Annotated in this window: 22 protein-coding genes and 1 pseudogene; 12 read left to right on the top strand and 11 right to left on the bottom strand. The window is 67.7% G+C overall.

Annotation, left to right across the window (positions count from 1 at the left end):
• The 4 genes from fumC to ACE101_RS13050 form a co-directional block, all read right to left on the bottom strand.
• A complete protein-coding gene (gene fumC / locus ACE101_RS13065) occupies window positions 1-1,464 on the bottom strand; it encodes a class II fumarate hydratase (protein WP_379129957.1) in 1,464 nt (487 codons plus the stop codon).
• Window positions 1,465-1,969: 505 nt separating this feature from the next.
• Complete coding sequence (locus ACE101_RS13060) at window positions 1,970-5,056, bottom strand: efflux RND transporter permease subunit (protein WP_379129954.1); 3,087 nt, start codon at window positions 5,054-5,056, stop codon at window positions 1,970-1,972.
• Entirely contained in the window at window positions 5,053-6,216 is a 1,164-nt protein-coding gene (locus tag ACE101_RS13055; RefSeq protein ID WP_379129952.1) for an efflux RND transporter periplasmic adaptor subunit, read from the bottom strand. The genes ACE101_RS13060 and ACE101_RS13055 overlap by 4 nt, the downstream gene beginning before the upstream one ends.
• A 96-nt stretch (window positions 6,217-6,312) precedes the next feature.
• Complete coding sequence (locus ACE101_RS13050) at window positions 6,313-6,696, bottom strand: hypothetical protein (RefSeq protein WP_379129949.1); 384 nt, start codon at window positions 6,694-6,696, stop codon at window positions 6,313-6,315.
• Window positions 6,697-7,128: 432 nt separating this feature from the next.
• Between ACE101_RS13050 and ACE101_RS13045 the strand changes: the two genes are divergently transcribed.
• The 3 genes from ACE101_RS13045 to ACE101_RS13035 are packed head-to-tail and all read left to right on the top strand — an operon-like array spanning window position 7,129 to window position 10,039.
• On the top strand, window positions 7,129-9,024 hold the full coding sequence (locus ACE101_RS13045; protein WP_379129946.1) for a hypothetical protein: 1,896 nt from the start codon (window positions 7,129-7,131) through the stop codon (window positions 9,022-9,024).
• Window positions 9,025-9,038: 14 nt separating this feature from the next.
• On the top strand, window positions 9,039-9,599 hold the full coding sequence (locus ACE101_RS13040; RefSeq protein WP_379129943.1) for a TadE/TadG family type IV pilus assembly protein: 561 nt from the start codon (window positions 9,039-9,041) through the stop codon (window positions 9,597-9,599).
• On the top strand, window positions 9,596-10,039 hold the full coding sequence (locus ACE101_RS13035; RefSeq protein ID WP_379129941.1) for a TadE/TadG family type IV pilus assembly protein: 444 nt from the start codon (window positions 9,596-9,598) through the stop codon (window positions 10,037-10,039). The genes ACE101_RS13040 and ACE101_RS13035 overlap by 4 nt, the downstream gene beginning before the upstream one ends.
• 162 nt (window positions 10,040-10,201) lie before the next feature.
• Here ACE101_RS13035 and ACE101_RS13030 read toward each other — a convergent pair whose 3' ends face one another.
• Entirely contained in the window at window positions 10,202-10,423 is a 222-nt protein-coding gene (locus ACE101_RS13030) for a hypothetical protein (RefSeq protein WP_379129938.1), read from the bottom strand.
• A 181-nt stretch (window positions 10,424-10,604) separates the two neighbouring features.
• Here ACE101_RS13030 and ACE101_RS13025 point away from each other — a divergent pair, with 181 nt between their 5' ends.
• Complete coding sequence (locus ACE101_RS13025; protein WP_379129935.1) at window positions 10,605-11,909, top strand: solute carrier family 23 protein; 1,305 nt, start codon at window positions 10,605-10,607, stop codon at window positions 11,907-11,909.
• 334 nt (window positions 11,910-12,243) lie between these two features.
• Here the strand turns inward: ACE101_RS13025 and ACE101_RS13020 are convergent, their stop codons facing one another.
• Window positions 12,244-13,332: a mandelate racemase/muconate lactonizing enzyme family protein gene (locus tag ACE101_RS13020; protein ID WP_379129933.1), complete on the bottom strand. Its 1,089-nt coding sequence runs from the start codon at window positions 13,330-13,332 to the stop codon at window positions 12,244-12,246.
• A 625-nt stretch (window positions 13,333-13,957) separates the two neighbouring features.
• On the opposite strand from ACE101_RS13020, the gene ACE101_RS13015 reads away from it, so the two are divergent.
• The 6 genes and pseudogenes from ACE101_RS13015 (at window position 13,958) to ACE101_RS12990 (ending at window position 18,561) form a co-directional block, all read left to right on the top strand.
• Window positions 13,958-15,334, top strand: a complete 1,377-nt coding sequence (locus tag ACE101_RS13015; RefSeq protein ID WP_379129930.1) for an ABC transporter substrate-binding protein — start codon at window positions 13,958-13,960, stop codon at window positions 15,332-15,334.
• Window positions 15,335-15,388: 54 nt separating this feature from the next.
• A complete protein-coding gene (locus tag ACE101_RS13010; RefSeq protein ID WP_379138639.1) occupies window positions 15,389-16,267 on the top strand; it encodes a carbohydrate ABC transporter permease in 879 nt (292 codons plus the stop codon).
• Complete coding sequence (locus ACE101_RS13005; RefSeq protein WP_379129927.1) at window positions 16,264-17,178, top strand: carbohydrate ABC transporter permease; 915 nt, start codon at window positions 16,264-16,266, stop codon at window positions 17,176-17,178. The genes ACE101_RS13010 and ACE101_RS13005 overlap by 4 nt, the downstream gene beginning before the upstream one ends.
• 80 nt (window positions 17,179-17,258) lie before the next feature.
• Window positions 17,259-17,486: pseudogene (locus ACE101_RS13000) on the top strand (DUF1259 domain-containing protein); the annotation flags it as partial.
• A 192-nt stretch (window positions 17,487-17,678) separates the two neighbouring features.
• Window positions 17,679-18,083 carry a hypothetical protein gene (locus ACE101_RS12995; protein ID WP_379129924.1) on the top strand — a complete coding sequence of 135 codons (405 nt, stop codon included), beginning with the start codon at window positions 17,679-17,681 and terminating at the stop codon, window positions 18,081-18,083.
• Window positions 18,084-18,327: 244 nt separating this feature from the next.
• A complete protein-coding gene (locus tag ACE101_RS12990) occupies window positions 18,328-18,561 on the top strand; it encodes a hypothetical protein (RefSeq protein ID WP_379129922.1) in 234 nt (77 codons plus the stop codon).
• Window positions 18,562-18,596: 35 nt separating this feature from the next.
• Here ACE101_RS12990 and ACE101_RS12985 read toward each other — a convergent pair whose 3' ends face one another.
• On the bottom strand, window positions 18,597-19,013 hold the full coding sequence (locus tag ACE101_RS12985; RefSeq protein WP_379129919.1) for a hypothetical protein: 417 nt from the start codon (window positions 19,011-19,013) through the stop codon (window positions 18,597-18,599).
• A gap of 103 nt (window positions 19,014-19,116) precedes the next feature.
• A complete protein-coding gene (locus ACE101_RS12980; protein WP_379138636.1) occupies window positions 19,117-19,509 on the bottom strand; it encodes an LssY C-terminal domain-containing protein in 393 nt (130 codons plus the stop codon).
• A gap of 108 nt (window positions 19,510-19,617) precedes the next feature.
• Between ACE101_RS12980 and ACE101_RS12975 the strand changes: the two genes are divergently transcribed.
• A protein-coding gene (locus ACE101_RS12975; protein ID WP_379129020.1) for an IS630 family transposase occupies window positions 19,618-20,564 on the top strand; the annotation gives its coding sequence in 2 pieces (ribosomal slippage) (window positions 19,618-19,954 and window positions 19,954-20,564; 948 coding nt in all).
• Window positions 20,565-20,576: 12 nt separating this feature from the next.
• On the opposite strand, the gene ACE101_RS12970 is transcribed toward ACE101_RS12975, so the two are convergent.
• Both ACE101_RS12970 and ACE101_RS12965 read right to left on the bottom strand, forming a co-directional pair.
• Entirely contained in the window at window positions 20,577-20,990 is a 414-nt protein-coding gene (locus ACE101_RS12970) for an LssY C-terminal domain-containing protein (protein ID WP_379129917.1), read from the bottom strand.
• Between the two features lie 152 nt (window positions 20,991-21,142).
• On the bottom strand, window positions 21,143-21,430 hold the full coding sequence (locus tag ACE101_RS12965; RefSeq protein WP_379129914.1) for a hypothetical protein: 288 nt from the start codon (window positions 21,428-21,430) through the stop codon (window positions 21,143-21,145).
• A 1,079-nt stretch (window positions 21,431-22,509) separates the two neighbouring features.
• On the opposite strand from ACE101_RS12965, the gene rnk reads away from it, so the two are divergent.
• Window positions 22,510-22,935, top strand: a complete 426-nt coding sequence (gene rnk / locus ACE101_RS12960; RefSeq protein WP_379129911.1) for a nucleoside diphosphate kinase regulator — start codon at window positions 22,510-22,512, stop codon at window positions 22,933-22,935.
• A 186-nt stretch (window positions 22,936-23,121) separates the two neighbouring features.
• Here rnk and ACE101_RS12955 read toward each other — a convergent pair whose 3' ends face one another.
• Window positions 23,122-24,093: a GlxA family transcriptional regulator gene (locus ACE101_RS12955; protein ID WP_379129908.1), complete on the bottom strand. Its 972-nt coding sequence runs from the start codon at window positions 24,091-24,093 to the stop codon at window positions 23,122-23,124.
• Between the last annotated feature and the right edge of the window lie 116 nt (window positions 24,094-24,209).

Genomic DNA, 24,209 nt, shown 5'->3' with positions numbered 1-24,209 from the left:
TCAGGCGCCCGCGAGGCCGCGCCCGACCATGTCGAGCGGCCGGATGGTCTTGTCGAAGAGGGCTTCGTCCACCTTGCCGGAGGCGAGCGCCGCAGCCTTGAGCGTAGTGCCCTCGGCGACCGCCTTCTCGGCGATGTGGGCGGCGTTCTGGTAGCCGATCACCGGCGAGAGCGCGGTGACCAGCATCACGCTGCCCTCGACATAGGCCTTGATCCTGTCGCGGTTGAGCTCCGTGCCCTCGACCGAGAATTCCCGGAACCGGGCGCAGCCGTCGGCCAGGATGCGCGCGGAGTGGAGGAAATTGTTGATGATGACGGGACGCATCGCGTTCAGCTCGAAATTGCCCTGGCTGCCCGCGAAGGCCACGGCGGTGTCGTTCCCCATCACCTGGATGGCGATCATCACCATCGCCTCGCACTGGGTCGGGTTGACCTTGCCGGGCATGATCGAGGAGCCGGGCTCGTTCGCGGGCAGGATCAGCTCGCCGAGGCCGCAGCGCGGGCCCGAGGCGAGCCAGCGCATGTCGTTGGCGACCTTCATCAGCGCCACGGCGAGGCCGCGCAGGGCCGCGTGCGCCCGCACCATCGGGTCGAGGGAGCCCTGTGCGGCGAACTTGTTCGGCGCCGTCACGAAGGGCTTGCCCGTGAGGCCGGCGATCGTCGCCGCCACGTCGCGGGCGAAGCCCTCGGGCGCGTTCAGCCCGGTGCCGACGGCCGTGCCGCCGACCGCGAGTTCGTAGAGGCCCGCGCGGCTCCGCTCGATCTCGGCGAGCGCGGCGCGGATCTGGCCGGCCCAGCCGTGCCATTCCTGGCCGACGGTCAGCGGAACCGCATCCTCCAGATGGGTGCGCCCGATCTTGACGACATCCATCCAGCCATCCGCCTTGCGCGCGATCGTCTCCGCGAGCCGGGTCACCTGCGGCAGCAGGAGCGCGTCGATCGCCGCGACCGAGGCGATGTGCATGGCAGTCGGAAAGGTGTCGTTCGACGACTGGCCCATGTTGACGTCGTCGTTGGGGCCGACCGGCTGCTGGGTCCCGAGCGTGCCGCCGAGGAGCTGGATCGCCCGGTTGGCGATGACCTCGTTGACGTTCATGTTGGACTGGGTGCCGGACCCGGTCTGCCACACGAATAGCGGGTAATGCGCGTCGAGGTCGCCCGCGATGGTCTCGTCCGCCGCCCGGACGATCGCGTCGCGCTTCCAGTCCGGCAGACGGCCCGCCGCGGCGTTGACGAGGGCACAGGCCTTCTTGACCGTGCCGTAGGCGTGGTAGACCGCCTTCGGCATCCGGTCCCCGCCGATATCGAAATGATGGAGGGAGCGCTGCGTCTGCGCACCCCAGTAGCGATCCGCCGGCACATCGACCTGGCCCATCGAGTCGAACTCCGCCCGCGTGCCGGTTTCCGACAGGCCGATCGGGATGTCCTGCAGGATCGGGGTCCCGCCTGCTTCGTTCGCCGCCATCGTCCCTCCATGCGGTAAGATGAGATTGCTGAACGCGCCGCACTCGACCTAATCCGAGCTCCCTCGGCATTCTTGAAGGATCCTGCGGATCTTTGGATTAATCGATGAAGATGCCGAGCTTGGCTCTAACAAATGAGGATGCCGGTCGAGGCCGGGAAGCTTGAGCTTACGCATGTCGCGCGCGAGTACTGGGGCTGAGTAGGACAAATACTATGCTGCGCGCCGCCGCTCGATCGCCGCGGACGAGCCGCGCAGGGATATGGCCAAGGCCGTGGAGAGCCGCGCTCCAGGGCGGAGTGCGGCACCTGCCGTCTCCCCGGATCGGTGGCACGTCCCGACGCCGAACCTGTCATGGCCTCGGATGCGTCGGCTCAGGCTGAGTTCGCGGGTCGCGCGGAGCGTTCGGTCGGCGGGACCCGCTGAAGCGACCGATCGCGAGACGGCCTGTCGATCGGCGGGAGCCGTCAAACAGGCCCTCTCCCCGACAGCCACCACGACGGATCTTTCAGGCGCCGACCCGCGCAGGGCGCCAGCCTGCCAGGCCCGAGATCCTGTCCATGTAGATGTAGACGACGGGCGTGGTGAACAGCGTCAGGACCTGGGACACGAACAGCCCGCCGACGATGGCATAGCCGAGGGGCTGGCGGATCTCGGACCCCGTGCCCGTTCCGAGCATCAGCGGAATGCCGCCGAGAAGCGCGCACATCGTCGTCATGAGGATCGGCCGGAAGCGCAGCAGACAGGCCTCGTGAGCGGCCTCCTCGGCCGAGAGGTGGCGCTCACGCTGACCCTCGAGGGCGACATCGATCAGCATGATGCCGTTCTTCTTGACGATGCCGATGAGCAGGATGATCCCGATGATGCCGATCAGGTCGAGCGGCCGGCCCACCAGCATCAGCGTCGCGAGCGCCCCGAGCCCCGCCGAGGGAAGCGTCGACAGGATGGTCAGGGGATGGATCGTGCTTTCGTAGAGCATGCCGAGGATGATGTAGACCGCGAACAGGGCCGCCAGGATCAGCGGCGGGGTGCTGCCGAGCGAGCTCTGGAAGGCCTGCGCGTTGCCCTGGAAACTCGTCGCGATCGCGTGCGGCAGGTGCAGGTCGGCCGTCGCCTTCTGCACGGCGGCCACCGCCGCACCGATGGACGCGCCCGGCGCGAGGTTGAAGCTGAGCGTCACGGACGGGAACTGGCCCTGATGGTTCACCGAGGCCGGCGCGACGCCCGGGACGACGCGCGCGATCTGGCCGAGCGGCACGGCGGTGCCGCTCTGCGAGCGGACATAGATCCGGTCCAGGGCGGCAGGCCCCAGCTGGTAGCGGGGATCGACCTCCAGGATCGCGTAGTACTGGTTGAGCGCCGTATAGATCCGCGCCACGTGCCGCTGGCCGAACGCGTCGTAGAGCGTCGCGTCCACCAGCGCCGGATCGATCCCGAGCCGCGAGGCGGTGGTGCGGTCGATCTCCACGGTGAGCCGGCGCGCGGCCGATTGCTGGTCGCTCGCCACCGCCGTCAATTCCGGAAGCGCCGTGAGGGCCGCGAGGAGCCGGGGCGCGTAGCGGTTCAGCTCATCGCGATTCACGTCGGTGAGGGTGAACTGGTACTGCGTCTTCGAGAGGCGGCTGCCGATGGTGATGTCCTGCGCCGCCTGCATGTAGAGCGTGATGCCCTGGACCTGCCGGAGCGCCACCGAGAGGCGCGCGATGATCTCGTCCGCGGTGGCGGTCCGCTCGGTCTTGGGCTTCAGGGTGATGAAGACGCGGCCGTTGTTCTCCGTCACGGTCGGGCCGCCGGGCCCGATATAGCCGACCGCGGAGGCGACCGCCGGGTCGCGGCCCGCGATGGCGAGGATCGCCTCCTGGCGCTGGCGCATGCCTTCCGGCGAGATGTCCTGGGCCGCCTCGCTGATGCCGATGATCAGGCCGGTATCCTGCTGGGGGAAGAACCCCTTGGGGATGATCACGAACAGGTAGCCGGTGAGCGCCACCGTGGCGAGGAAGCCCGCGAGCGTGAGGGCGCGATGGCGGATCGCGACCCGCAGGCCGCGACCGTAGGCCTCGGTCAGCGCCGTGAAGAACCCGTCGAGCCGGCGCGACACCCACCCGGGCGCGTCGTCACCGGCCGGCAGCAGCCGCGCGCACAGCATCGGCGTGAAGGTCAGCGACACCAGGACCGAGACGAGGATCGACACCGCCACCGTGACGGCGAACTCGCGGAACAGCAGCCCCACGACGCCGCCCATCAGGAACAGCGGCATGAACACCGCGACGAGCGAGAGCGAGATCGACAGGATGGTGAAGCCGATCTCGCCCGCGCCGTCGAGCGCGGCCCGGAGCGGGGTCGCGCCCGCCTCGATGTGGCGCACGATGGTCTCGACCATGACGATGGCGTCGTCGACCACGAAGCCGATCGCGATGGTGAGCGCCATCAGCGACAGGTTGTCGAGGGAGTAGCCGAGCGCACCCATCGCCGCGAAGGTGCCCACGAGCGAGATCGGCACGGCGATCGCCGGGATCACGGTCGCCCACAGCCGGCGCAGGAACAGCGCGATCACCGCCACGACCAGGGCGATCGTGAGCAGCAGCGTGAACTGCACGTCGTCGAGGCTGGCCTGGATGGTCTGGGTGCGGTCGGAAACGATCTGGACGTCGATGCCGGGCGGGAGCGAGGCGCGCAGCTGCGGCAGGGCGGCCTTGATCGCCGCCACCGTCGCGGTGACGTTGGCGCCCGCCTGGCGCTGGACGGCGAGGAGAACCGCCGGCTTCTCGTTCAGCCAGCCGGCCAGGGTGGTGTCCTGGGGCGCCTTGACCACCCGTCCGATGTCGCGGACGCGGACCGGCGCGCCGTTCCTGTAGGCGACGATCGCCTGCTCGAAGCCCGAGACGGTGGTGAGCTGGTCGTTGGTCTGCAGGGCCACCGCCTGCTGCGGGCCGTAGAGCTGCCCCTTGGGCTGCAGGACCGTCAGGTTCGCCAGGGCGGCGCGCACCGTCTCGAAGTCGAGATCCTCGTCGGCGAGCTGCGCCGGATTGACCTGGATGCGCAAAGCGGGACTCTGCAGGCCGCCGACCCCGACCAGGCCGACCCCGGGGACCTGCGAGATTTTCTGCGCCAGGATGGAATTGGCGTAGTCGCTCACCGTCATGATCGGCAGGATGTCCGAGGTCAGCGCGATGAGCAGGATCGGCGTGTCGGCCGGATTGGTCTTGTGATAGGTGGGCGGATTGAGAAGGGCGGCCGGAAGCTGCCCCTGCGTGGCGTTGATCGCGGCCTGAACGTCACCGGCCGCGGAATCCACGGTGCGGCTGCGGTCGAATTGCAGGGTGATCTGGGTGAAGCCGGTGCCGCTGCTCGACGTCATCTGCGTGAGCCCGGGAATCTGGCCGAACTGCCGCTCGAGCTGCGTGGCGACCGAGGCGGCCACCGTCTCGGGATCGGCGCCCGGCAGCTGGGCCGTGACCTGGATGGTCGGCGTATCGATGGCGGGCAGCGCCGCCACGGGCAGCAGCGTGTAGCTGATCGCGCCCAGCGCCACGATGGCGAGCATCAGGAGCGAGGTCGCGATCGGGCGGGTGATGAAGCCGGCCGAGAGGGTCATGGCAGCATTCCCGCGCTCGCCGTGGTGGTGGTGGGAACCTGCCCGGGCTCGGCAGCGACGACCGTCGTGCCGGGCGTCAGGCGGTACTGGCCCTGCACCACGACGGTCTCGCCCGCCTGCAGGCCCTCGGCGACGAGAGCCGTGCCGCGGACGCGCTGCGCGACGCGCACCGGACGCGGGGAGACCGTGTGGTCCCGGGCGACGACGAAGACGTAAGGGCCGCGGTCGTTCTGCTGGATCGCGTCGGTCGGCACGGTCAGCGCCTGCGGCACGGTCGCGGTGGTGACCTGCACGTTCACGAAGGTGCCCGGCCAGAGCTGGCGCTGCGCGTTGGGGAACGTCGCCTTGAGCTGCACGGTCCCCGAGCGCACATCCGCCTGGTTGTTGATCAGGAGCAGGGTGCCCGTATCGAGGATGCGCGTTCCGGCTTGGTCGTACGCGATCGTCTGAACGGGCCCGCGCGCCAGCGCGGCCTGGACGGCCGGGATGTCCGCGGACGGCAGGGTGAAGACCACGCTGATGGGCTGCAACTGGGTGAGGATCACGACCCCGGTCGGGTCCGTCGGGTGGATCACGTTGCCGATGTCGATCAGCCGGATGCCGGTGATGCCGTCGAACGGCGCCCGCAGGGTCGCGAAATCGAGCTGGGTCGCCGCATGGGCGATCAGGGCCTGATCGGCCTCGATGGTGCTCTGCGTCTGGGCGATGCGGGCGCGCTCGCCCGTCACCTGCTCGTCGGTCGCGAAGCCGCGCTGCAGGAGCGGCTCGTCGCGGTGCAGGTTGGTCTGCTGGTTGGTGAGCAGGGCCTGATCGCGCGCGAGCTGGGCCCGGGCCTGATCGAGCTGGGCCTGGTAGAGGCGCGGATCGATCCGCGCGAGCACGTCGCCGCGCCGGACGGCCTGCCCTTCCGTGAAGCCGACGCTCTCGAGGATACCCGTGACCTGGCTGCGAATGGACGCCGTGTTGAGCGCCTGAACCGTGCCGATGCCGGTGAGGATCAGCGGAACGTCGTGCTGCTGGACCGCGGCGGTGACGACGGGAACCGGCGCCGCGGGGATGGCCTGCGGGTCCGTCGCCGGTTCGGCCCGGTAGCGCGCGATGCCGGCACCGACGGCGGCCAGCACCGCTCCGCCCAAGGCCAATCTGGACAAGCGCTTCATCGACGATCGCCCTCTCGGCGGATCAGTGTCACGGTGGTTCGTGCAATCGCGGCGCGATATCGATCCCCTCAATCGCGGCCGGACCGCCCGGACGCGTCAGCAGCCCGAGCAGATGCTCATGTCGATGCGGTCGTCGCGTCGTTCCGACAGCGTTCTCCGGCGAATGCCGCGGTCGAGCCGGCGGTCGGCCGCCCCGGCGACGGGCACGGTCTGCCCGCTCGTCCGGGTGTAGGGCGCCCTGAGGGAAGAGCCGGCGGGCCCGGCCCGCCGCGCACCGTCATCCGCCTGAGCCAGGGCCGCCGTCGAGGCCATGGCCAGCATCACGCCAAGGGCGCCGTATCGGAGGGCTGCCATCGCACATCTCCCGTCGACGATGCGGCCCGGGGCCGCGGTCTTCCGGCCGATCTCTAGACGATCCGGGAGATCCTTCGTCATCGCACGTCGATATGCGCGAATGATGCCTTCGTGCCGGTGGATCATACCTTGGTATCGTGCCTGCTGAGGCGGCCCTCGGCCGTGCGCCGCTCCGGAAACCCGAGGATATCGGCGCAAGGCCGGCCCTCACCCCGACCATCGACGCGGCGCAGGACCTGATGCAGGGCGGCACCGAACGCCGTCACGCACCTTCGCCTTCCCGATATACTATGGCCCAGTAATAGTTGTTAATGACTTTTCAATAAAGATACTCTATTCGATTCGCGTGATGCTCAACATCTCCTCAAGTCACCCAGCAAATCGTAGAGATTTCAGGCGATTTCTGCCGGTTTTCGATTGGTGAATTGGATCGAAATGAGCGGGTGCGAATGGCGAATTCGTGATCGACCTGATTCGAGAACGCAGTGTCTTGGAAGGGCAGGCTGGGATATGCGGTACCAGTCAGCGCGATGGCTCCACGACGACCGGGCGGGGTCGGTGAGCGTCCTCGCGGCGCTGATCTTTCCGCTCATCCTCGGGGTGTGCTGCCTGGCGGTCGAGTTCGGGCATGCGCTGCTGGTGCGCCAGCAGGGACAGCGCGTCTCCGATCTCGCCGCCTATAGCGCTGCGCTGGCCTACAACGCGACCGGCTCGACGGACACGATGAAGGCGGCCGCCGGGACCGTGGCCGAACTCAACGGGATCGCGGCGGACAAGGTGACCGCGACCCTTCAACCGTCTCCGCGGGGGAACGGCAGCCAGGCCGTCTCGGTCGCCATCGCCACGACGGCGCAGGTCTTTCTCGGGCCGGTGCTCGGCATCGACAGGCAGTTGGCGGTCACGGCGATGAGCTATGCGGAGATGCAGGCCGGGGCACCGGCCTGCATCCTGGCGCTCAGCGGGACGGGATCCGGTCTGACCTTGAGTGGCGGCACGAGCCTGTCGGCTCCATCCTGTGCCGTCGCCTCGAACGCCACCGTCACCGTGCCGTGCGGCACCGAGATCAGGACATCGGCCGTCACTTACAATTCGGGCGCGCCGCCGAGCCAGCCCTGCAACGGCATCCGGACGCAAGCGGGGGGCGCGGCGAAGATCAGCCGGACGGCCACGTCCGATCCTTTCGCAACCCATCCGAGGATCCAGGAGGCCGCGGCCCGCCTGGCGACCGTCCGCGCGATGAAGGCCCCGGCGGCGCCGACGGTCCCGGCCGGGACGGATATCGATTTCGGCTACAACACCGCTGCGACCCAGAGCCAAGCTCAGAAGGCCGGTTGCAGCGCCGCCTTTTCAAGTTCGACCTGGACCCTCAGCTGTCCGCACGGGGCAACCCTGAATTTCGGCTCCGTCACCATGGGCGGTGGCATATCCGTGAAATTCAACGTCGATGGATCGGAGGGGACGGTCTACACCTTCAGCGGATCGATCACGAACACCGGCTCCATGACCTTCGGGCCGGGCACTTTCAGGATCGCCAAAGGGTTGTACACGGGCGGCGGCAGCACGACCCAGTTCGGATCCGGCACGGTCCAGATCGGAGAGGGCACGCAAGGCTGCGATGGCTCGGCCACCTACAGCATCTGCCACAAGGGCAACACCCTCACCTTCGGCGGGCCGAGCCGGTTTCAGCTCTCGAACGGCCTCTTCGTCAATGGCGGCGCCACCCTGACGCTGGGGACGGGCGATGCCAACAGCTTCGAAATCGGCGCGGGCAGCAGCGGCGACGCGATGGTTCTGCGAGGAGGCAGCACCGTCTCCCTGGGCGGGGCGACGAGCTACGACAGCCTGTTCCGGCTCATCGGAAACCTCAACGTGACCGGCGGAGGGGGATCGTGCCTGATCCTCGGAGCGGCCGGTCAGCACGACATCCAGGGCAGCCTGATGACCGCCGGCGGCAACGTGTTCGGCGCCGGGATCTATACGGTGACCGGCGCCATCGGCCTGGGCGCGAATGGCGGGGGCGACACCACCTGCAACGGCAGCAAGGTCGGCCTGAAGGCGACGGATGTCACATTCGTCGTCGGCGGGTATCCGACCCCGAATTCCGGAAACTGTTCGGGACAAGCCTTCTGCGCCTCCGGTGGCTACGGAAACACCGCCCTGACCGCGCCGGGTTCCGGCGCAACCGCACACCTCCTGATCATCGGACCGCAATCCACCGGATCGACGGCCGGCGCGGCCTTTTCCGGAGGGGCGAAGCTCAGCATGGCGGGCATCTTCTACGTCCCGAACGGCCCGCTCTCTCTCAGCGGTGGCTCCAGCATCAACAATGCGAATGGGCAATGCCTGCAGATCGTCGCCTCGCAGATCACGTTGTCCGGCGGAACGGCAGCCGGCTCGACCTGCACCGACAGTGGCACGTCGGGCAACGGGGCCTCGGTCTCGATCGTCCAATAGGGAAGTCGGACACCATGGGCGTTCCCCCTCACCGCGGCGCCGGATCGGGCGAATCGGGTAGCGCGGCCGTGGAGTTCGGCATCGTCGCGCCGTTCATGCTGCTGGTCCTGGTCGCGGCGACCGATCTGTCGGGCATGCTGTATACCGGTTTTCGCCTCGACGCGACGGTATCGGCTGCGGCGCAGTTCGCGATCGTCAATCCCGACAAGGTCAATTCGACATCCGGCAGAGATCTCGCGGACAAATTGTCCAAGATCCTGACCAACGGAACCGACGCTTCGGCCCTCACGGCCCGCGTCACGGTCAATAACGGTCCGATCGTATCCTCAAGCAACGGCACCGTGTCGAGCAGCGGAAGCGACGCGCAGGCGGATAGCTGCTATTGCCCGAGCCGAGGATCCGATGGAATCACGTGGGGTGCGAGCGTCAGTTGCGGCGCGAGCTGCTCCGGCGGGACGCCAGCGGGCAAGTACGTCGTCCTGACCGTCACGAAGCCTTACGTCTCGCTGTTCTCCAGCTGGGGCTTGGTTCCGAGGGACGGCATCGCCGCTCGGGCCGTGGTCCAGGTCCAATGATCCGGAAGCAGGTCCCCCGCCTGTCGCAGGATCGGGCCGGCACGACCGCCGTCGAGTTTGCGATCGTGATCGGCCCCTTCTGCCTGCTTCTGTTCGGCTGCATCGAGGTCGGGCGGCTGGCGTGGTCCCGCCACGCTCTCGAGCAAGTCACCGCGGCCAGCGCCCGGTGCGTCGGGCTGCTGGCCGGCCCTTGCACGACCAATAGCAGCTACGATCACACCAAATCGGTGAGATTTGCCCAAGCTCAAGCACAGAAATGGTCGATCACGCTGCCGGATGACGCCATCGAGATCTTGAATTCGACCTCCTGCGCGAATCTGGCAGGTTTCAGCCAGGTTTCCGTCAACTATGCGTTTCAAAGCTTGTTTCCAACAGTGATCACGGCCTTGTCCGGCGACGTGAACTTACGAAGCACGGCGTGCTTCCCGAATAGGCCGTAGTCGTCGCGGATGGCGCGACGACCGCGGGAGCGCACCGCAACACCATGACCGCCCTCCCCGTCCGGGCTGGCGCGCCGCCGACCTGCGGGCCGCGCCCCGGGTCGCCCGGCCCCGCAGCGCCCCCTCGCCGGCGCGCGCCGGTGCTCGGTGACCGCCCGCATCCTACCGCACGGTCTCCTGGAACAGCGATCCCGGCATGTACGGATGCCCGGAATCCAACAGCACGCGGTCGATGCTCTCGATGGCCGCGATCACCGTCGTCAGAGCGTCGATGGTGCCCAGGTCGAGATCGGCCGACGCGGCGATGGTTCTGGCCAGGGCGAGGCGGTTTTTTGCGAGCTGTTCACGCGCCTTAGTCAGGGCCTCGATCTCGATCGACGTCATCGGTTCGCCTCTGTCACGTTCGGGCCGTGCCCGACTGCCGCGATTTCTACTCTCGACCCCGCATCACCGCATCCCCGGCTCGCGCCTGCGCGTGCTACAGCGGGCGCTGCTCGGACGAGAGGGCGGACGGCGGGATCGCGGCCGGCTCGATGCCGCAGAACAGCGCGCCGGGAGGGGATGCATGGAGCCGAACGACCAGGGGCAGGGTCCGGAGCCGCGTTTCCCGCGCTGGCGGCTCACGCGAGGAACGCCGGTCCAGCCCGACGAACGGCCGCCGTTCGGGCAGGTGTTCGTGCTCGCGCTTCAGCACGTCGTCGCCATGTTCGGCTCGACCGCCCTCGCCCCCGTGTTGATGGGCTTCGACCCCAACCTTGCCGTCCTGTTCTCGGGGATCGCGACGCTCCTGTTCTTCGTCGTGGTGGGCGGCCGGGTGCCGAGCTATCTCGGATCCAGCTTCGCCTTCATCGCGGTGGTGATCGCAGCCACCGGCTACAATGGCAGCGGACCGAACCCGAACCTGGCCGTCGCCCTCGGCGGCATCGTGGCCGCCGGGATGGTCTATGCCCTGATCGGCGCAGGGGTCATGCTGGCCGGCCACGCCTGGATCGGCCGCCTGATGCCGCCCACGGTGACGGGGGCCATCGTCGGAGCGATCGGCCTCAATCTCGCGCCCATCGGCGTCAAGGGCATCTCGGGCTCGAGCCTCGACATGGGTGTGGGCCTGTTCACCGTGGCGGCGGTGGCTCTCGCGGCCTCCTTCCTGCCGGGGATGGCGCGGCGATTGCCGCTGCTGATCGGGGCCGTCGCCGCCACGATCCTCGACGCCGTGCTGTCGAACGGGCTCGGACTCGCCAAGCCCCTCGACTTCACCCGGGTGGCGGAAGCGCCCTGGTTCGGGTGGCCCCACGTCGTTGCACCGGTCTTCGCGTGGCAGGCGATCTGGCTGATCGCTCCGGTCGCGGTGGTCCTCGTCGCGGAGAATCTCGGTCACGTGAAGGCGATCGGGGCGATGACGGGCCGCAACCTCGACCCCTATCTCGGCCGCGCGTTCCTGGGTGACGGACTCGCCACGATCCTGTCAGGATCGCTGGGCGGCACCGGCGTGACGACCTACGCCGAGAACATGGGCGTGATGGCGGTCACGCGCATCTACTCGACTCTCGTCTTCGCGGCGGCGGGAGTCGTGGCAATCCTCTTCGGGCTCTCACCGAAGTTCGGCGCTGCGATCCTGGTGATCCCGGGCCCGGTGATCGGCGGCCTGTCCATCGTCGTGTTCGGGCTGATCACGGCGACGGCGGGACGGATCTTCGTCGAGAATGGTGTCGATTTCTCCCGAACGCGAACTCTGCTCACGGTCGGCACGGCGCTCGTGCTCGGGGCCGGGGACTTCACGATGAGTGTTGGGGATTTCCGGCTCGGCGGGATCGGCACGGCGACGGCCGCAGCCATCCTTCTCTACCACGTCCTGCGCGACGAGCCGGCCTGAGGACGGCGTGCATTCACGCGATTTCGGATCGATTGCTCGGCGATTGCCTTGGCAATCGCTTCGCAAAGCGCAGATCGGCGTCGCTCAATCGCCGGGCGGGCTCGTGATCCGTGTTCCGGAAGCCATCGTCCGGAACACGGATCGGACCGTCCCGCGAAGCGGGTCAAACCTCGCGTCCGCGGTGGTCAGGATGGCCTTCTGATACGGTTTCCGGACGATCACTTTCGGAAACCGTATCACGAGCCCGCGCGGCGCCTGAGCGAGGCCGGTTTCCGCATCGCGAAGCGATCATCCGGAAACCGTATGACAAGGCCCGGCGGGTGGCGGCGACGGCTCAGGCGCGGATGGAGTCGAGGCTCTTCCAGTCGAACGCGATGCCGTGGCCGGGCCGGGCCGGCGCGACCGCGAAGCCGTCCTCGATCGTGAGCGGCTCGGCGATGTAGCCGTCGAGGCCGAAACCGTGCGCCTCCAGGTAGGAGCGGTTGGGCACTGCGGCGAGCAGGTGCACCGTGACGTCGTGCGCGCCGTGCGAAGTGACCGGCAGGTTGAAGGCCTCGGCCAGGTGCGCGATCTTCATGAACGGCGTCACGCCGCCGCAATTCGTGACGTCGGGCTCCGGGTAGGTGACGCCGCCCGCGGTGATCAGCTGCTTGAAGTCCCACAGCGTGCGCAGGTTCTCGCCGGCGGCGATCGGCAGGCCGCCCTCCCGCACGACGCGGGCCTGCCCCGCGACGTCATCGGGAATCACGGGCTCTTCCAGCCACATCAGGTCGAAGGGCTGGAACGCCCGCGCGGCGCGGATCGCCTCGTCGGCTGTCCACTTCATGTTGGCGTCCACCATGAGCGGGAAGCCCTCGCCGAGATGCGCGCGCATGGCCTTGACGCGCTCGACGTCCTCGGAGAGCTGCTTGCGGCCCACCTTCATCTTGATGGCGCGGAAGCCCTTCTTGAGGTTGTCGTCGGTCTGGCGGAGCAGCTTGTCGAGCGGCAAGTCGAGGTCGATGCCGCCGGCATAGCAGGGGACGCGAGGGTCGTTGCCGCCCAGCAGGGTCCAGAGCGGTTGCCCGAGGCGCTTGGCCTTCAGGTCCCACAGCGCCATGTCCACGGCCGATTGGGCGAGGATCGTGGGGCCGCCGCGGCCGCCGTAGTGCTGACCCCACCAGATCCTCTGCCACAGGCGCTCGATCAGGTCGGCGTCCTGCCCGATGAGCTGGTCGAGGACGTCAACCCGGAGGATGGCGTCGATGGCCGCTCCGTTGCGGCCGCAGGTATAGGTGTAGCCGACGCCCTCCGCGCCGTCCGCATCGCGCAGCCGGACCGTGTTGAGCTCGAAGGCCGGCATGTCGCCGTGCATGCTGTCGCTGAGGGTGACCGCCAGAGGCACGCGGTAGTAGCCGGGCTCCAGCGAAACGATGCGTGGCATGGTGCTCCTCCCTTCTCACGCGGCGTATCGCGCGAAGCGATCGCCGACCTCGCCAACGAGGGCTTGCTATTGACTCGCCTTAGCTAACGGCCGGTCGTGACGCGTCCAGTTCCGGGCCGGCGCTGGACGCGTCACGGCCGGCCGTCGCGTGGCAGCATGTCCGCCCGGCCTTCACCTTCGCCGAGGGAAGCACTGCCGCGTGACGGCAAGGCGGGCGCCTCGATCGTCGACGCAGACCAGCGCTGACCGGGGCTGGATCCACAGGAAACACCGTCGGGCGGGCCCCGGTCGGCGCCGGGCGCGCGGTCGGCGTCGCGTTCTCAACACAACCACCCTTTATGCTTGCGAAGTGATGGACATTGCGGGGAGCGGAGACGGTTTGCAAAAATACAGATCGGTGCCCGGCTGGACGCCATCGGGCCGGATCATTTCGACCCGATCGACGAAATCTCCGGCGGCACCGCTCCCACGTCCGACCGGGAGACGGTGATATTCAGCTGGACTGAATAGCCCTGGCATCCTTACGCGGGTGACACGGCCTCCCGCCGAATTGCCTCGGGCTTCGTCCCGTGCTGAAATACCAGTCAGCCGCCCGGTGAACGAGGCGGATGGCAGGAGGGAACCGATGAGGCGAGGCATCGCGGGAGCGTTGTCGCTGGGCGCGTGGGTGATGGCCTCGATGCCAGCCATCGCGCAGGAGAAGACGCTCACTGTCTGGTTCAGCAAGGGCTTCTACCGGTCCGAAGACGAGTCCCTCTGGGCTACCATCAAGAAGTTCGAGCAGAAGACTGGGATCAAGGTCGAACTGTCGCAATACGCGATTCAAGACATGATCCCCAAGACTGTTGCGGCGCTCGACTCCGGTTCGCCGCCGGATGTCGGCTATTCCGACACCTACAACAATCAGGCTGCCGGCAAGTGGGCCTTCGAGGGCAAGCTCGAGGATCTCACCGACATCCTGCAACCGATGATGTCGCGCTTCGCGCCGCAGACGATCGAGCACGTGCTGCTCTACAACGACCAGACGCACAAGAAGGCGTATTTCGGTTTCCCGATAAAGCGGCAAACGCTTCATACGGAAATTTGGGGCGACATGCTTGAGAAGGCGGGGTTCAAGCAGAGCGATATCCCCACGAAATGGTCAGAATACTGGTCCTTCTGGTGCGACAAGGTCCAGCCTGCCTACCGCAAGGCGTCGGGGTCCCGCATCTACGGGATCGGCGCGCCGATGGGTGTGGAATCGACCGACAGCTTCCAGTCCTTCTACGCCTTCATGGACGCCTATGACGTCAAGCTCGTCGACAACGACGGCAAGCTCCTCGTCGACGATCCGAAGAACCGCGAAGGTCTGATCAAGGCGCTCAAGGACTATACCGACCCCTATGTGAAGGGATGCGTCCCCCCGTCCGCGACGACTTGGAAGGATCCCGACAACAACGTGGCTTTCCACAATCGGACCACGGTGATGACGCACAACTTCACGATCTCCATCGCCGCGAAATGGTACGAGGACAGCGTCAATCCGAGTGCCACTCCCGAGCAGCGCGAGGCCGCCAGGAAGGCCTACGAGGAGACGATCATCACCGCGCCGTTCCCGAACAGGCCGGACGGCAAGCCCATGACCTACCGCGCGGACGTCAAGCACGGCGTCGTCTTCGCCGGCGCCAAGAACAAGGCGGCCGCCAAGGAATTCGTGAAGTTCATCATGGAGGAGGACAACCTCCGCCCCTATGTCGAGGGTGCGATCGGCCGCTGGTTCCCCGTCACGAACGCCTCGATCGAGAGCCCGTTCTGGCAGGCCGACAAGCACCGCAAGGCCGTCTACAATCAGTTCAAGTCGGGCACCGAGCCGTTCGATTACGTCAAGAACTACAAGTTCACGTTGATCAACAACGAGAACGTCTTCGCCAAGGCGATGAACCGGGTCGTGAGCGAGAAGGTCCCGGTCGAGAAGGCCGCCGACGAGATGCTGACCCGCATCAAACAGATCGCTGCACCGTAAGGGGGCTGGCCGGTGCCGCCGGTGAGCGGCGGTGCCTCATCAGGGAGACCGAGGATGTCGGGAACGCGCGCTATGACGGTCGATGATGCCGCGCCGGCCGCGCCCCAGCCATTCCGCCTCAGTGCCTGGCAGGCCTGGGGCGCGATCCTGATCGCGCCCTACCTTCTGGTGTTCCTGCTCTTCGTCATCTACCCGGTCGGCTACGGGCTCTGGCTCGCGCGCAACCCGGCGAGCTACGCCCATCTCGCCGCCGATCCGATTTTCGCGCGCGCCGTCGTCAACACGCTGATCTTCCTGATCATCGGGATCAATGTGAAGATGGCCATCGCGCTGTTCCTGTCGGGCTTCTTCACCCATGAGCGGCGCTGGATCCGCTGGCTGTCCGTTCTCTTCATCCTGCCCTGGGCGGTGCCGTCGATCCCGACGATCCTCTCCGTTCGGTTCATGCTCAACCCCGAATGGGGGATCGTGAACCAGATCATCTTCCGGCTCACCGGAGACGACGGTCCCAACTGGCTCAACGATCCTCGACTCGCGCTGACGCTCGCCATCGCGGTCCACATCTGGAAATCGCTGCCGTTCTGGACGCTGATCCTCCTCGCCGGACGCCTCTCCATCCCCGCCGACCTCTACGAGGCGGCGTCCGTCGACGGTGCGACGCGCTGGCAGAAATTCCTGCATGTCACGTGGCCATCCATGCGGACGCTCTACGTGACGTGCACGATCCTCTCGATGATCTGGACACTGGGCGACTTCAACAGCGTCTATCTGCTCACCGGCGGTGGGCCCGCGGACCTGACCCACGTGCTCGCGACGCTCGGCATCCGTTACCTGCGGCTCGACCAGATCGACCATTCGATGGCGGCGGTCGTGTGTGCGATGCCCTTCGTTCTGCCCCTCGTCTACGTGCTGATGCGGAGGCTCTCGAAATGAGTGCCAGGATCGCCGGCGCGCCGCTCGATGCGGCGCGCGCCCCCCATGTCGTGTCCCACCCCCGTTCGAACTGGCTGAAAGCCGCCGGGACCGAGGCGAAGCTTCTCCTCGTCGGCATCCCGGTCCTGCTCTGGACCGTGATCCCGATCTATCACCTCGTTCTGTTTGCGATCTCGCCGAAGCAGGACGCGCTCTCGGGAGCGCTCTTTCCCGAGCATCCGACCCTCAGGAACTTCGAGATCGTCTTCGGGCAGCGGCATTACTTCCTGTCGCACTTCTGGCAGCAGCTCTGGAACTCCGCCTTCATCGCGTTCTCGACCGGTGTCCTGACGCTCCTCATCGCAACGATGGCCGCCTTCGCGATCAGCCGGTTGAAGGTCAAGGGCGGCCGAACCGTGATGAACCTGGCGCTCTTCACCTATTTCATCCCGGCGGCGTTTCTTGCCGTGCCGATGTACAAGACGATGGGCGCCTACGGGCTGCTCAACACCAAGTGGGCGCTCATCCTCGCGATGGTGACGATCGCGAGCCCCTACGCCATCTGGGTCCTGAAGCAGGCGTCCGACAAGCTGCCGCTGGAACTCGACGAGGCGGCCGTGATGGACGGGGCCTCGCCGCCCCAGCTCTTCCGGTTCGTCTATCTGCCGCTGATGACGCCGTCGCTCGTCGCGATCGGCGTCTACGCGCTCCTGCTCGCCTGGAACGAGTACCTGTTCGCCTTCCTGCTTCTGTCCCGCGACACCGACGTGACCCTGCCTGTCGCGCTCGGAAGCTTCCTGGCGGCCGATGACTCGCCTTGGGAACTGCTGATGACGACGGGGCTGATCTACGCCCTGCCGCCCGCAGCGATCTACTACGTGTTCAGGCGGTACATGGTCGGGGGGCTGACCGCCGGCGCCGTCAAGAGTTGAAGCCGCCGCCATATCGGCCTGAACCCGCTTCAGCTTGATCGGACCACGCTTGGCTCGGGTCCGGCGGCCAGAGCTCGACTGTGAATCCGGTGCTCAAGGCCCGGCGCCAGAACGGCATCGAGGTCACGGCCGTGCACAACCACATGCTCGACGACGAGCCGCGGCTGTTCTTCATGCATTTCCGGGCCAACGACGAGGCCGGCAAGCTTGCGCGTGGGCTCGGCGCCGCCGCGGAGCGCATGGCGGCGCAACGCGGGCGGCCTGCGAGCATGTCACGTCCCGCCCAAACTATTGGACTAAATTCCTAGTCTCAGTCTCGCTTCCCGCAGCAATGCGAGGCTGAGAAGCGCGATCGGCCGAGAAGATTCGCACGAATTCCGCACGTCCTCAGGACCGGATTGAGAAGCGTCTCATGCGATCAAGCGAATTCGCCAACATGGTTTACAGCAACGGCGGTCACACTCGTCTCGGCCTGTAGAGCAAATCCTTAGGAGGGAGAAATGTCACCCACTTCGGCGCGCAAGACAGCAACGACATGCCTGTTCGGTGGAGCGGGCCTCGCGATCGCAGGTGTTCTCACGGCCGCCGCAGCGCTGGCCCAGCCTCTGGTGGTGCGGGTCAATCCGTACCTCGCCGACCAGGGCCTCCTCATGTCGGGCAACCAGAGCGGGTCGGTCGAAACACTGTTCTATTCCGGTCCCCGCTATACCGAAGCGAACGGGCGCGGCGCGAGAGTCGGGGTCGGCAGCCCGATCCCGGACTGGGTGCAGATCGGCTCATTTCAGAACGTCTCAGTCGGAGGCCTGAACCCGACCGGCTACTACGGCTACTTCATCTCTCCCGACGACAAGGCCGTCATCGTCGACTTGGGCTCTCGCAGGATCGTGCGCGTCATTCGCCCGTGAGGGCTGGGCGTTTCATCCCGCGGTGTGGTGGTCCATTGGACCACCATGCTGCGAGGGATGCGCGATGGGCCAGGTTCTTCACGGCCGCCTCCGCGATAGCGAGGCGTATCATACGGTTTCCGGATGATCGCTTCGCGATGCGGAAACCGGCCTCGCTCAGGCGCCGCGCGGGCTCGTGATACGGTTTCCGAAAGTGATCTTCCGGAAACCGTATCACTTGGCCGCTTGCACAGCGGAGGGTCCGATGCATCCGCGTTTCGCCCGCCTCCTCGTCGCGATCTCGGTCTCGGTCTCGGTCGGCGCCGCCGGCCCGGTTGCAGCGCAGAGCCCCGCGCAATCCTTCGAGTACAGGCAGCCGCGCTTCAGGAACGCGTGTCCGCCGCCCCTCAAATTCGCGGCCGGCGCCTGCGTGCGCCGCTGCCCGGCCGGCTACCGGAACAACGGCGGGTATTGCCGGCTGCAGGGCGGGGGATGGTAGCGCCTGCCGTGATCCTGCCCCGATGCCGCCCGTGGTCACTCCGAGACCGTGTTCCGACCGAAGAGGATCCACGCCCCGAGGGCCAGTGCCGGGTCGAGGACAGCAAACGTCACCAGCAGGTGAGGGAACACGCCGGCAGCGGCCAAGGGTACGAGAACGGCTGGAACGAGCACCAGCCGATCGACCACGGACGCGGCAACAATCTGCCGTGCGCCCGAACGCCCCCCGAACAGGTAGAGCCAACCGATCACGGCGACCGTCATCCCGACCACCCGGATCAGGCCCTGCTCGTCTCCCACGAAAGCCCGCTCCCGGAACACCGCCTGCGTCGCGCCCGGACAAGCCATGAGCAGCGCTCCGGCCGCGAGGTAGATCACGCCGTTCATCGCCGTATACCGGGACGCGGCGGATAAGCTGCGCTGCGTCGCGAGAAGCGCCCGGATGAGTGCCATGCCGCGCCCCCTTCGCTGATAGAACTTGCTTTGCCGATAGAACTTGCCCCCTGCCACGGATCGGCAGGTTTTTTCGCGCGGATGTTGTCTCGGAATCGAGCCATCAGGACCAAGCGCGTGACCGGGATTGCTCGCGCAGTTCGGCGACGGCCACCAAGCCGTCGCTGACATAGCGGTTCACCGTACCGATCGACAGACGCTCGCCAGGACGATGGTAATGCACCATTCCGATTCCTCCGCGCTCCGTCAGCTCTCGAACGAGAAACTCGCGCTCCGCGTTGGTATCGGCGTCGGTCGCGTGGGTGATCTGGAAGCTGAGGCGCGTCAGGGAGAACCCGACATCTTTGGTCGCGGCACCGATCCAGAGGGCGCGCTCGGAATCGGCCGGGCGGTGCGACGCGAGCCAAAAGGCAAGGGTGTCGAGGGTGTTCTCCGCGCGCTCGATGGAGATGCCCCAGAACCGAACGTGGTGGCGCTTGCGCGGGCTGTCGTCGATCGACCGCTGGTAACCGACGTCCTGTCCCCGGTCGAAGAGATAGAGCGCTATCCGAGCGGGCTGAAACAGCTGGCGGGGTGATGGGTTGGTCGGCGAAGGAGAGCGCCGATGTCCTCAGCCCTGTCCGTCGATCTGCGTCAGCGCGTGGTCCATGCCGTCGAGGCCGGCGCGTCCCGACACCAGGCAGCCGAACGCTTCGGGGTCAGTCTGGCGAGCGCGAGCCGTTGGTGCGGGCAGTTCGCCCGTGAGGGTCACGTCGCCCCTAAGCCGATGGGCGGAGATCAGCGCTCGCACCGGATCGAGGCGCAGGCCGACCTGATCCTGTCGCTCTACGAGGCGAAGCCCGGCATCTACCTGCATGAGCTCCGTGCGGCTCTGGCCGAGCACGGCGTTGGCGTGGCCCAGAGCAGCCTCTCGCGCTTCTTCAAGCGCCACGGCATCTCGCGAAAAAAAGCACCGGCCACGCCGCCGAGCAGGAGCGGCCGGATGTGAGGGCCGCGCGCGAGGCGTGGTTCGAGGGCCAACTCGACCTCGATCCGGATCGCCTCGTGTTCATCGACGAGACCGCAGCCAGTACCGCCATGGCCCGCCGCTACGGGCGCGCGCCGCGCGGCGAGCGCTGCCGGATGAGCGTGCCGCGGGGTCATTGGAAAACCACCACCATCACGGCGGGCTTGCGCACCAGCGGCATCACCGCACCCTGGCTGCTCGACGGCGCGATGAACGGGCAAGCCTTCCGCACCTACGTGGCGGACGTGCTCGCCCCCACCCTCCAGCCCGGTGACACGGTCGTCATGGACAACCTGCCGGCTCACAAGGTCAGCGGTGTCCGCGAGCGCATCGAGGCCGCAGGAGCCCAGCTCCTCTACCTCCCGGCGTACTCGCCTGACTTCAACCCCATCGAGCTAGCCTTCGCGAAGCTGAAAGCTCTGCTGCGCAGCGCGGCGGCGCGAACGATCCCAGACCTCTGGGACGCCATTCGGCGCAGCCTGCAGCGCTTCGCCCGGGCTGAGTGTCGAGCCTACTTCGCCGCTGCTGGCTACGACGCAACCTGATCGGATGCCGCTCTAGAGCGTGCTGAACGGGGCGCTCGGATAGGGCCGGTTCAGGACGAAGGCGCAGGCCATCCTCCAGGCGCTGCCGATGCCGAGTGGATCCGCCTGCGCCCAACCGGCCCGGCCGAAGGCGCGGCACAACTCGTCGAAGGTGCCGATCAGGACGATATTCACGGGATCGCCGGGCAGGCCATCGCCGGTCAGCGTGTAGGAGGGGACTCGGCCCCGGTCGAGGATCCGCGCACCGAGCCTGATCGCGCGCGGCAGGATCAGGTAGGCCGCTGCGGCGTAGGTGGATGCCAGCGCCAGGACGAGCGGAAGGCGGCGATCGGCAACGTCATAGAACAGCACCAGGATCAGCCACACCGTCACGAGGCCGAGGGCCACAACCAGCATTCGTCGGCCGAGGAGCTTCAAGCCTTTCACAGGGTGCTGTCCTCCCACCGCCGCCCGCCATCGGCAGGTTTGACCCAGCGCCGGCGCAGTCCCATCCGACCTCGAAGCAGGGGCTGCCGCCACGCGGCCTGCCGGCCGCGACCGAGCATCACTGTCCGTCGCCTCCGACCGTTCCTCCCCCCTCACATCTGCAGGCAGGTCAGCAGGGCGACGTAGCTCGGCGGTCCTTCCAGGCTTGCCTCCTGGAGGCATTCGTCCCGGCGTCTGGCGCTGAATCCGGCCCATTGCTGTCCCAGTTGCATGCGGGCTTGCATTTCGTCCCTGACGCAGTTCCGGTCCGTATTCCCGGTGCTGCCTTGCAGGGTCGGGGCCGCCCGGCAGGTCGCCTCGACGTCGTAGCGCGGCAGTTCGCTGCCCCAGGCCGCCGAATGAGTGAGCAGGATGAGCGCGAGGCCGGCGAAGCGAAACATCGGATGCCTCCTGATGCAGTCGGACTCGTCAGATTGGCGGCGCATGCAAGGGACGACCGGCGCCGCTCGCTGGCTCGGCGCAGGGGAACAGCCGGCAGACCGCAACACGCCTGCGATGTGATCGACGGTTTCGCCCGGCGGTTCCGTGTGCGCTCGACAATGTCACGCTATGATCGAGTTGAGATCCTGCTTGATCGCCCGGGACAGGCACCGCTGTTTTGATCGCATCCATCGGCCCTGCCTGGATGCGAGCCGCTGCCCGGCTGTCCGGCGAACCCGCCGACGAAGGATGCTCAGACGAGCCCCCGCAACCCGCGCCGGACCGGGTGCCGAGGCGGTTGTCGCAGAACCGTGATCGGGCGCCGCTCGAGCCTCGGCCGCGGCCTGCGAACGGCCGGCCGAGCGCCAGGGCTACGAGCCTGCTGGCAGGCTGCCCGATCACGTTAGAAGGCGGAGGCTCTTGAGGCGGTTCGACATGACGTGCCCAAGGTCGGGACTGCCCTCGAGGGTGTCGAGCCGCGCTCGGGCGCCTCGCGTCGCGTCGGGTCGTCGCTGGTTCGAGGCTCGGCAGGGCGCGTTTGACAACCGCTGCCGCTTGGCCGATCCTGAGCGCGTTATGCCGTATCGCACGACACTCAACCGTGGCCTGCTCCGGGCAGGTAACCTGATCGCGGGCCAGTAGCCCCGAGCCGACGGCGCGCCTGCGCCCGTCCCGCTCGGGGTCATCGGGAGAGCTTCCGCGAAGCGCCCGAAGGTCGGCCGACAGGCTCGACGGCACCCAACCCAGACGACCCATGAGATGCACGCCAGCGGCAGCCGATGCCGCCGGGCCCCGCATCCGCGCTACCGCGACGCCCGGCGTCGCGGCCTGAATGCGCCCAGGAGGCATCCTTGGCGCCCAGGAGGCACCCTTGACCGACGACATCTCCGAACCGTCCCCCACCCCCGAACCGTCGGCCGACGACGCACGCGATCGGAAGGTCGTCCCGCTGCGGAGGCCGCAGCAGAGCCAGCCTCCCGCACCAGGGAGCGATGACGACGACCCTGGCCCCCGGGCGGCCTGAGCGAGGATCCACGAGATGGACACGACACCCGGGAAGAGCGCCGGCGGCACGAGACTGCCGGCTATCAAGGTGACGGCGTTCGACCACGAGCGCCTGGCCGGACTCGCCGCCGCCGCCATGGACCGCATGCCGGAGGTCGCGGCTTACCTGGCGGACGAACTCGACAGGGCGCAGGTCGTGCGCTCCGGGAAGGCCGCCAGCGGATTCGTCCGGATGGGCTCCAACGTCGATTTCCGGGACGACACGACGGGCAAGGTCCAGGCGGTGACCCTCGTCTACCCGGGCGAGGCCGACATCGGCCAGGGCAGGATCTCGGTGCTCACGCCGGTCGGCGCGGCCCTGCTCGGCCTGAGCAAGGGACAGTCGATCGACTGGGCCACGCGCCTCGGCGTGGCCAAACGTCTGACCGTGCTCGACGTGCGCGAGCCGGCCTTCGCCTGAACCGGGCACGGGCCTCGTGTTGGAGCATCGTCCGACGCAGCGGATCCCGGTTCGCCGCAGACAATGCGGCAAAATCAAAGACCGAGAGCAGCGCCCGATGGCACGGTGATCGGGCGCTGCTCCGGCGCCGCTGGTCGTCGGGGCTCTCGGCATCAGGCGCGCCGGCTGCTCTTCGCGGCCGGCACCTCAGCGGCTCGCGCCGGATGAGTGCCGCTGCCGGTACGCGCCGGGCGTGAGTCCGATGCGACGCAAGAAGGCGCGCCGCAGGGTGTCGGCGTCGCGGAACCCGCAATCTCCTGCAACCTGCTTGGTGGCCACGCGGCCGTCCTCCAGCAGCCGGCGCGCCGCCTCGATGCGGACGGTCTCGACGAAAGCGGCGGGCGTCTGCCCCGTCTCGGCTCGGAACAGGCGCGCGAAATGGCGCGGGCTCATGCCGGCGCGCCGCGCGAGCTGCGCCACGCCATGGTCCTCCGCCGGATGAGCCGCCACCCAGCGCTGCACCTCCTGCAGGGCGGCGCGGCCGGCCGGGGCTCCGAGGCCGCGCCGGCTGAACTGGAGCTGGCCGCCGCCGCGCTTGAAGTACATCACCAGCTGCGCCGCGACCTTGCGGGCGAGGTCGGGCCCCAGATCCTCCTCCACCAGCGCCAGCGCGAGGTCGAGGCCGGCGGTCACACCCGCCGCCGTCCGCAGCGGGCCGTCGAAGATGCAGATCGCGTCGGCATCGACCCGCGCTTCGGGATAGCGCCGAGCCAGGGCCTCGGCGACGGCCCAGTGCGTCGCGACCCGCCGCCCGTCCAGGAGGCCGGCCTGCCCGAGCAGGAACGCTCCGCTGCAGACCGAGCCGTAGCGCCGGGTGCGGGATGCGATCGCGGCGAGCCAGGCACGCAGCGCGCGATCCCCCGGGGCTTCGTGCATGCGGGGTGCCCCCGCGACCAGAAGCGTGTCGAAGGCGCGAGCCTCGGCGTCCGCCGCCGCGAGATCGGCCAGGAGGCGTCGCCCCGAGGAGGTCTCGATCGGCCCGGGGGCCATGCCGACGACGTGGAGGTCGTAGATCGTGGTTCCGGCCTGGCTGTTCGCCTCGGCGAAGACATCCAACGGACCCGCGACGTCGAGAAGCTGCACGCCGGGAAGGGCGAGCACCGCAACGCTGTAGGCCATGGTTCCGGCTCCCGTGTCCGTCCTCGCCTGCCGGATGGCAGGAAACGCCTGTTTCAGACGATTGCTGACAAGCCCGGATGCTCGTACCTCATTCCCGGCCCTGACGCCAAGGAGAT

It is taken from the genome of Methylobacterium carpenticola (assembly GCF_042748905.1).
GTDB lineage: Bacteria > Pseudomonadota > Alphaproteobacteria > Rhizobiales > Beijerinckiaceae > Methylobacterium > Methylobacterium carpenticola.
This window is presented reverse-complemented; position numbering and strand designations above follow the sequence as displayed.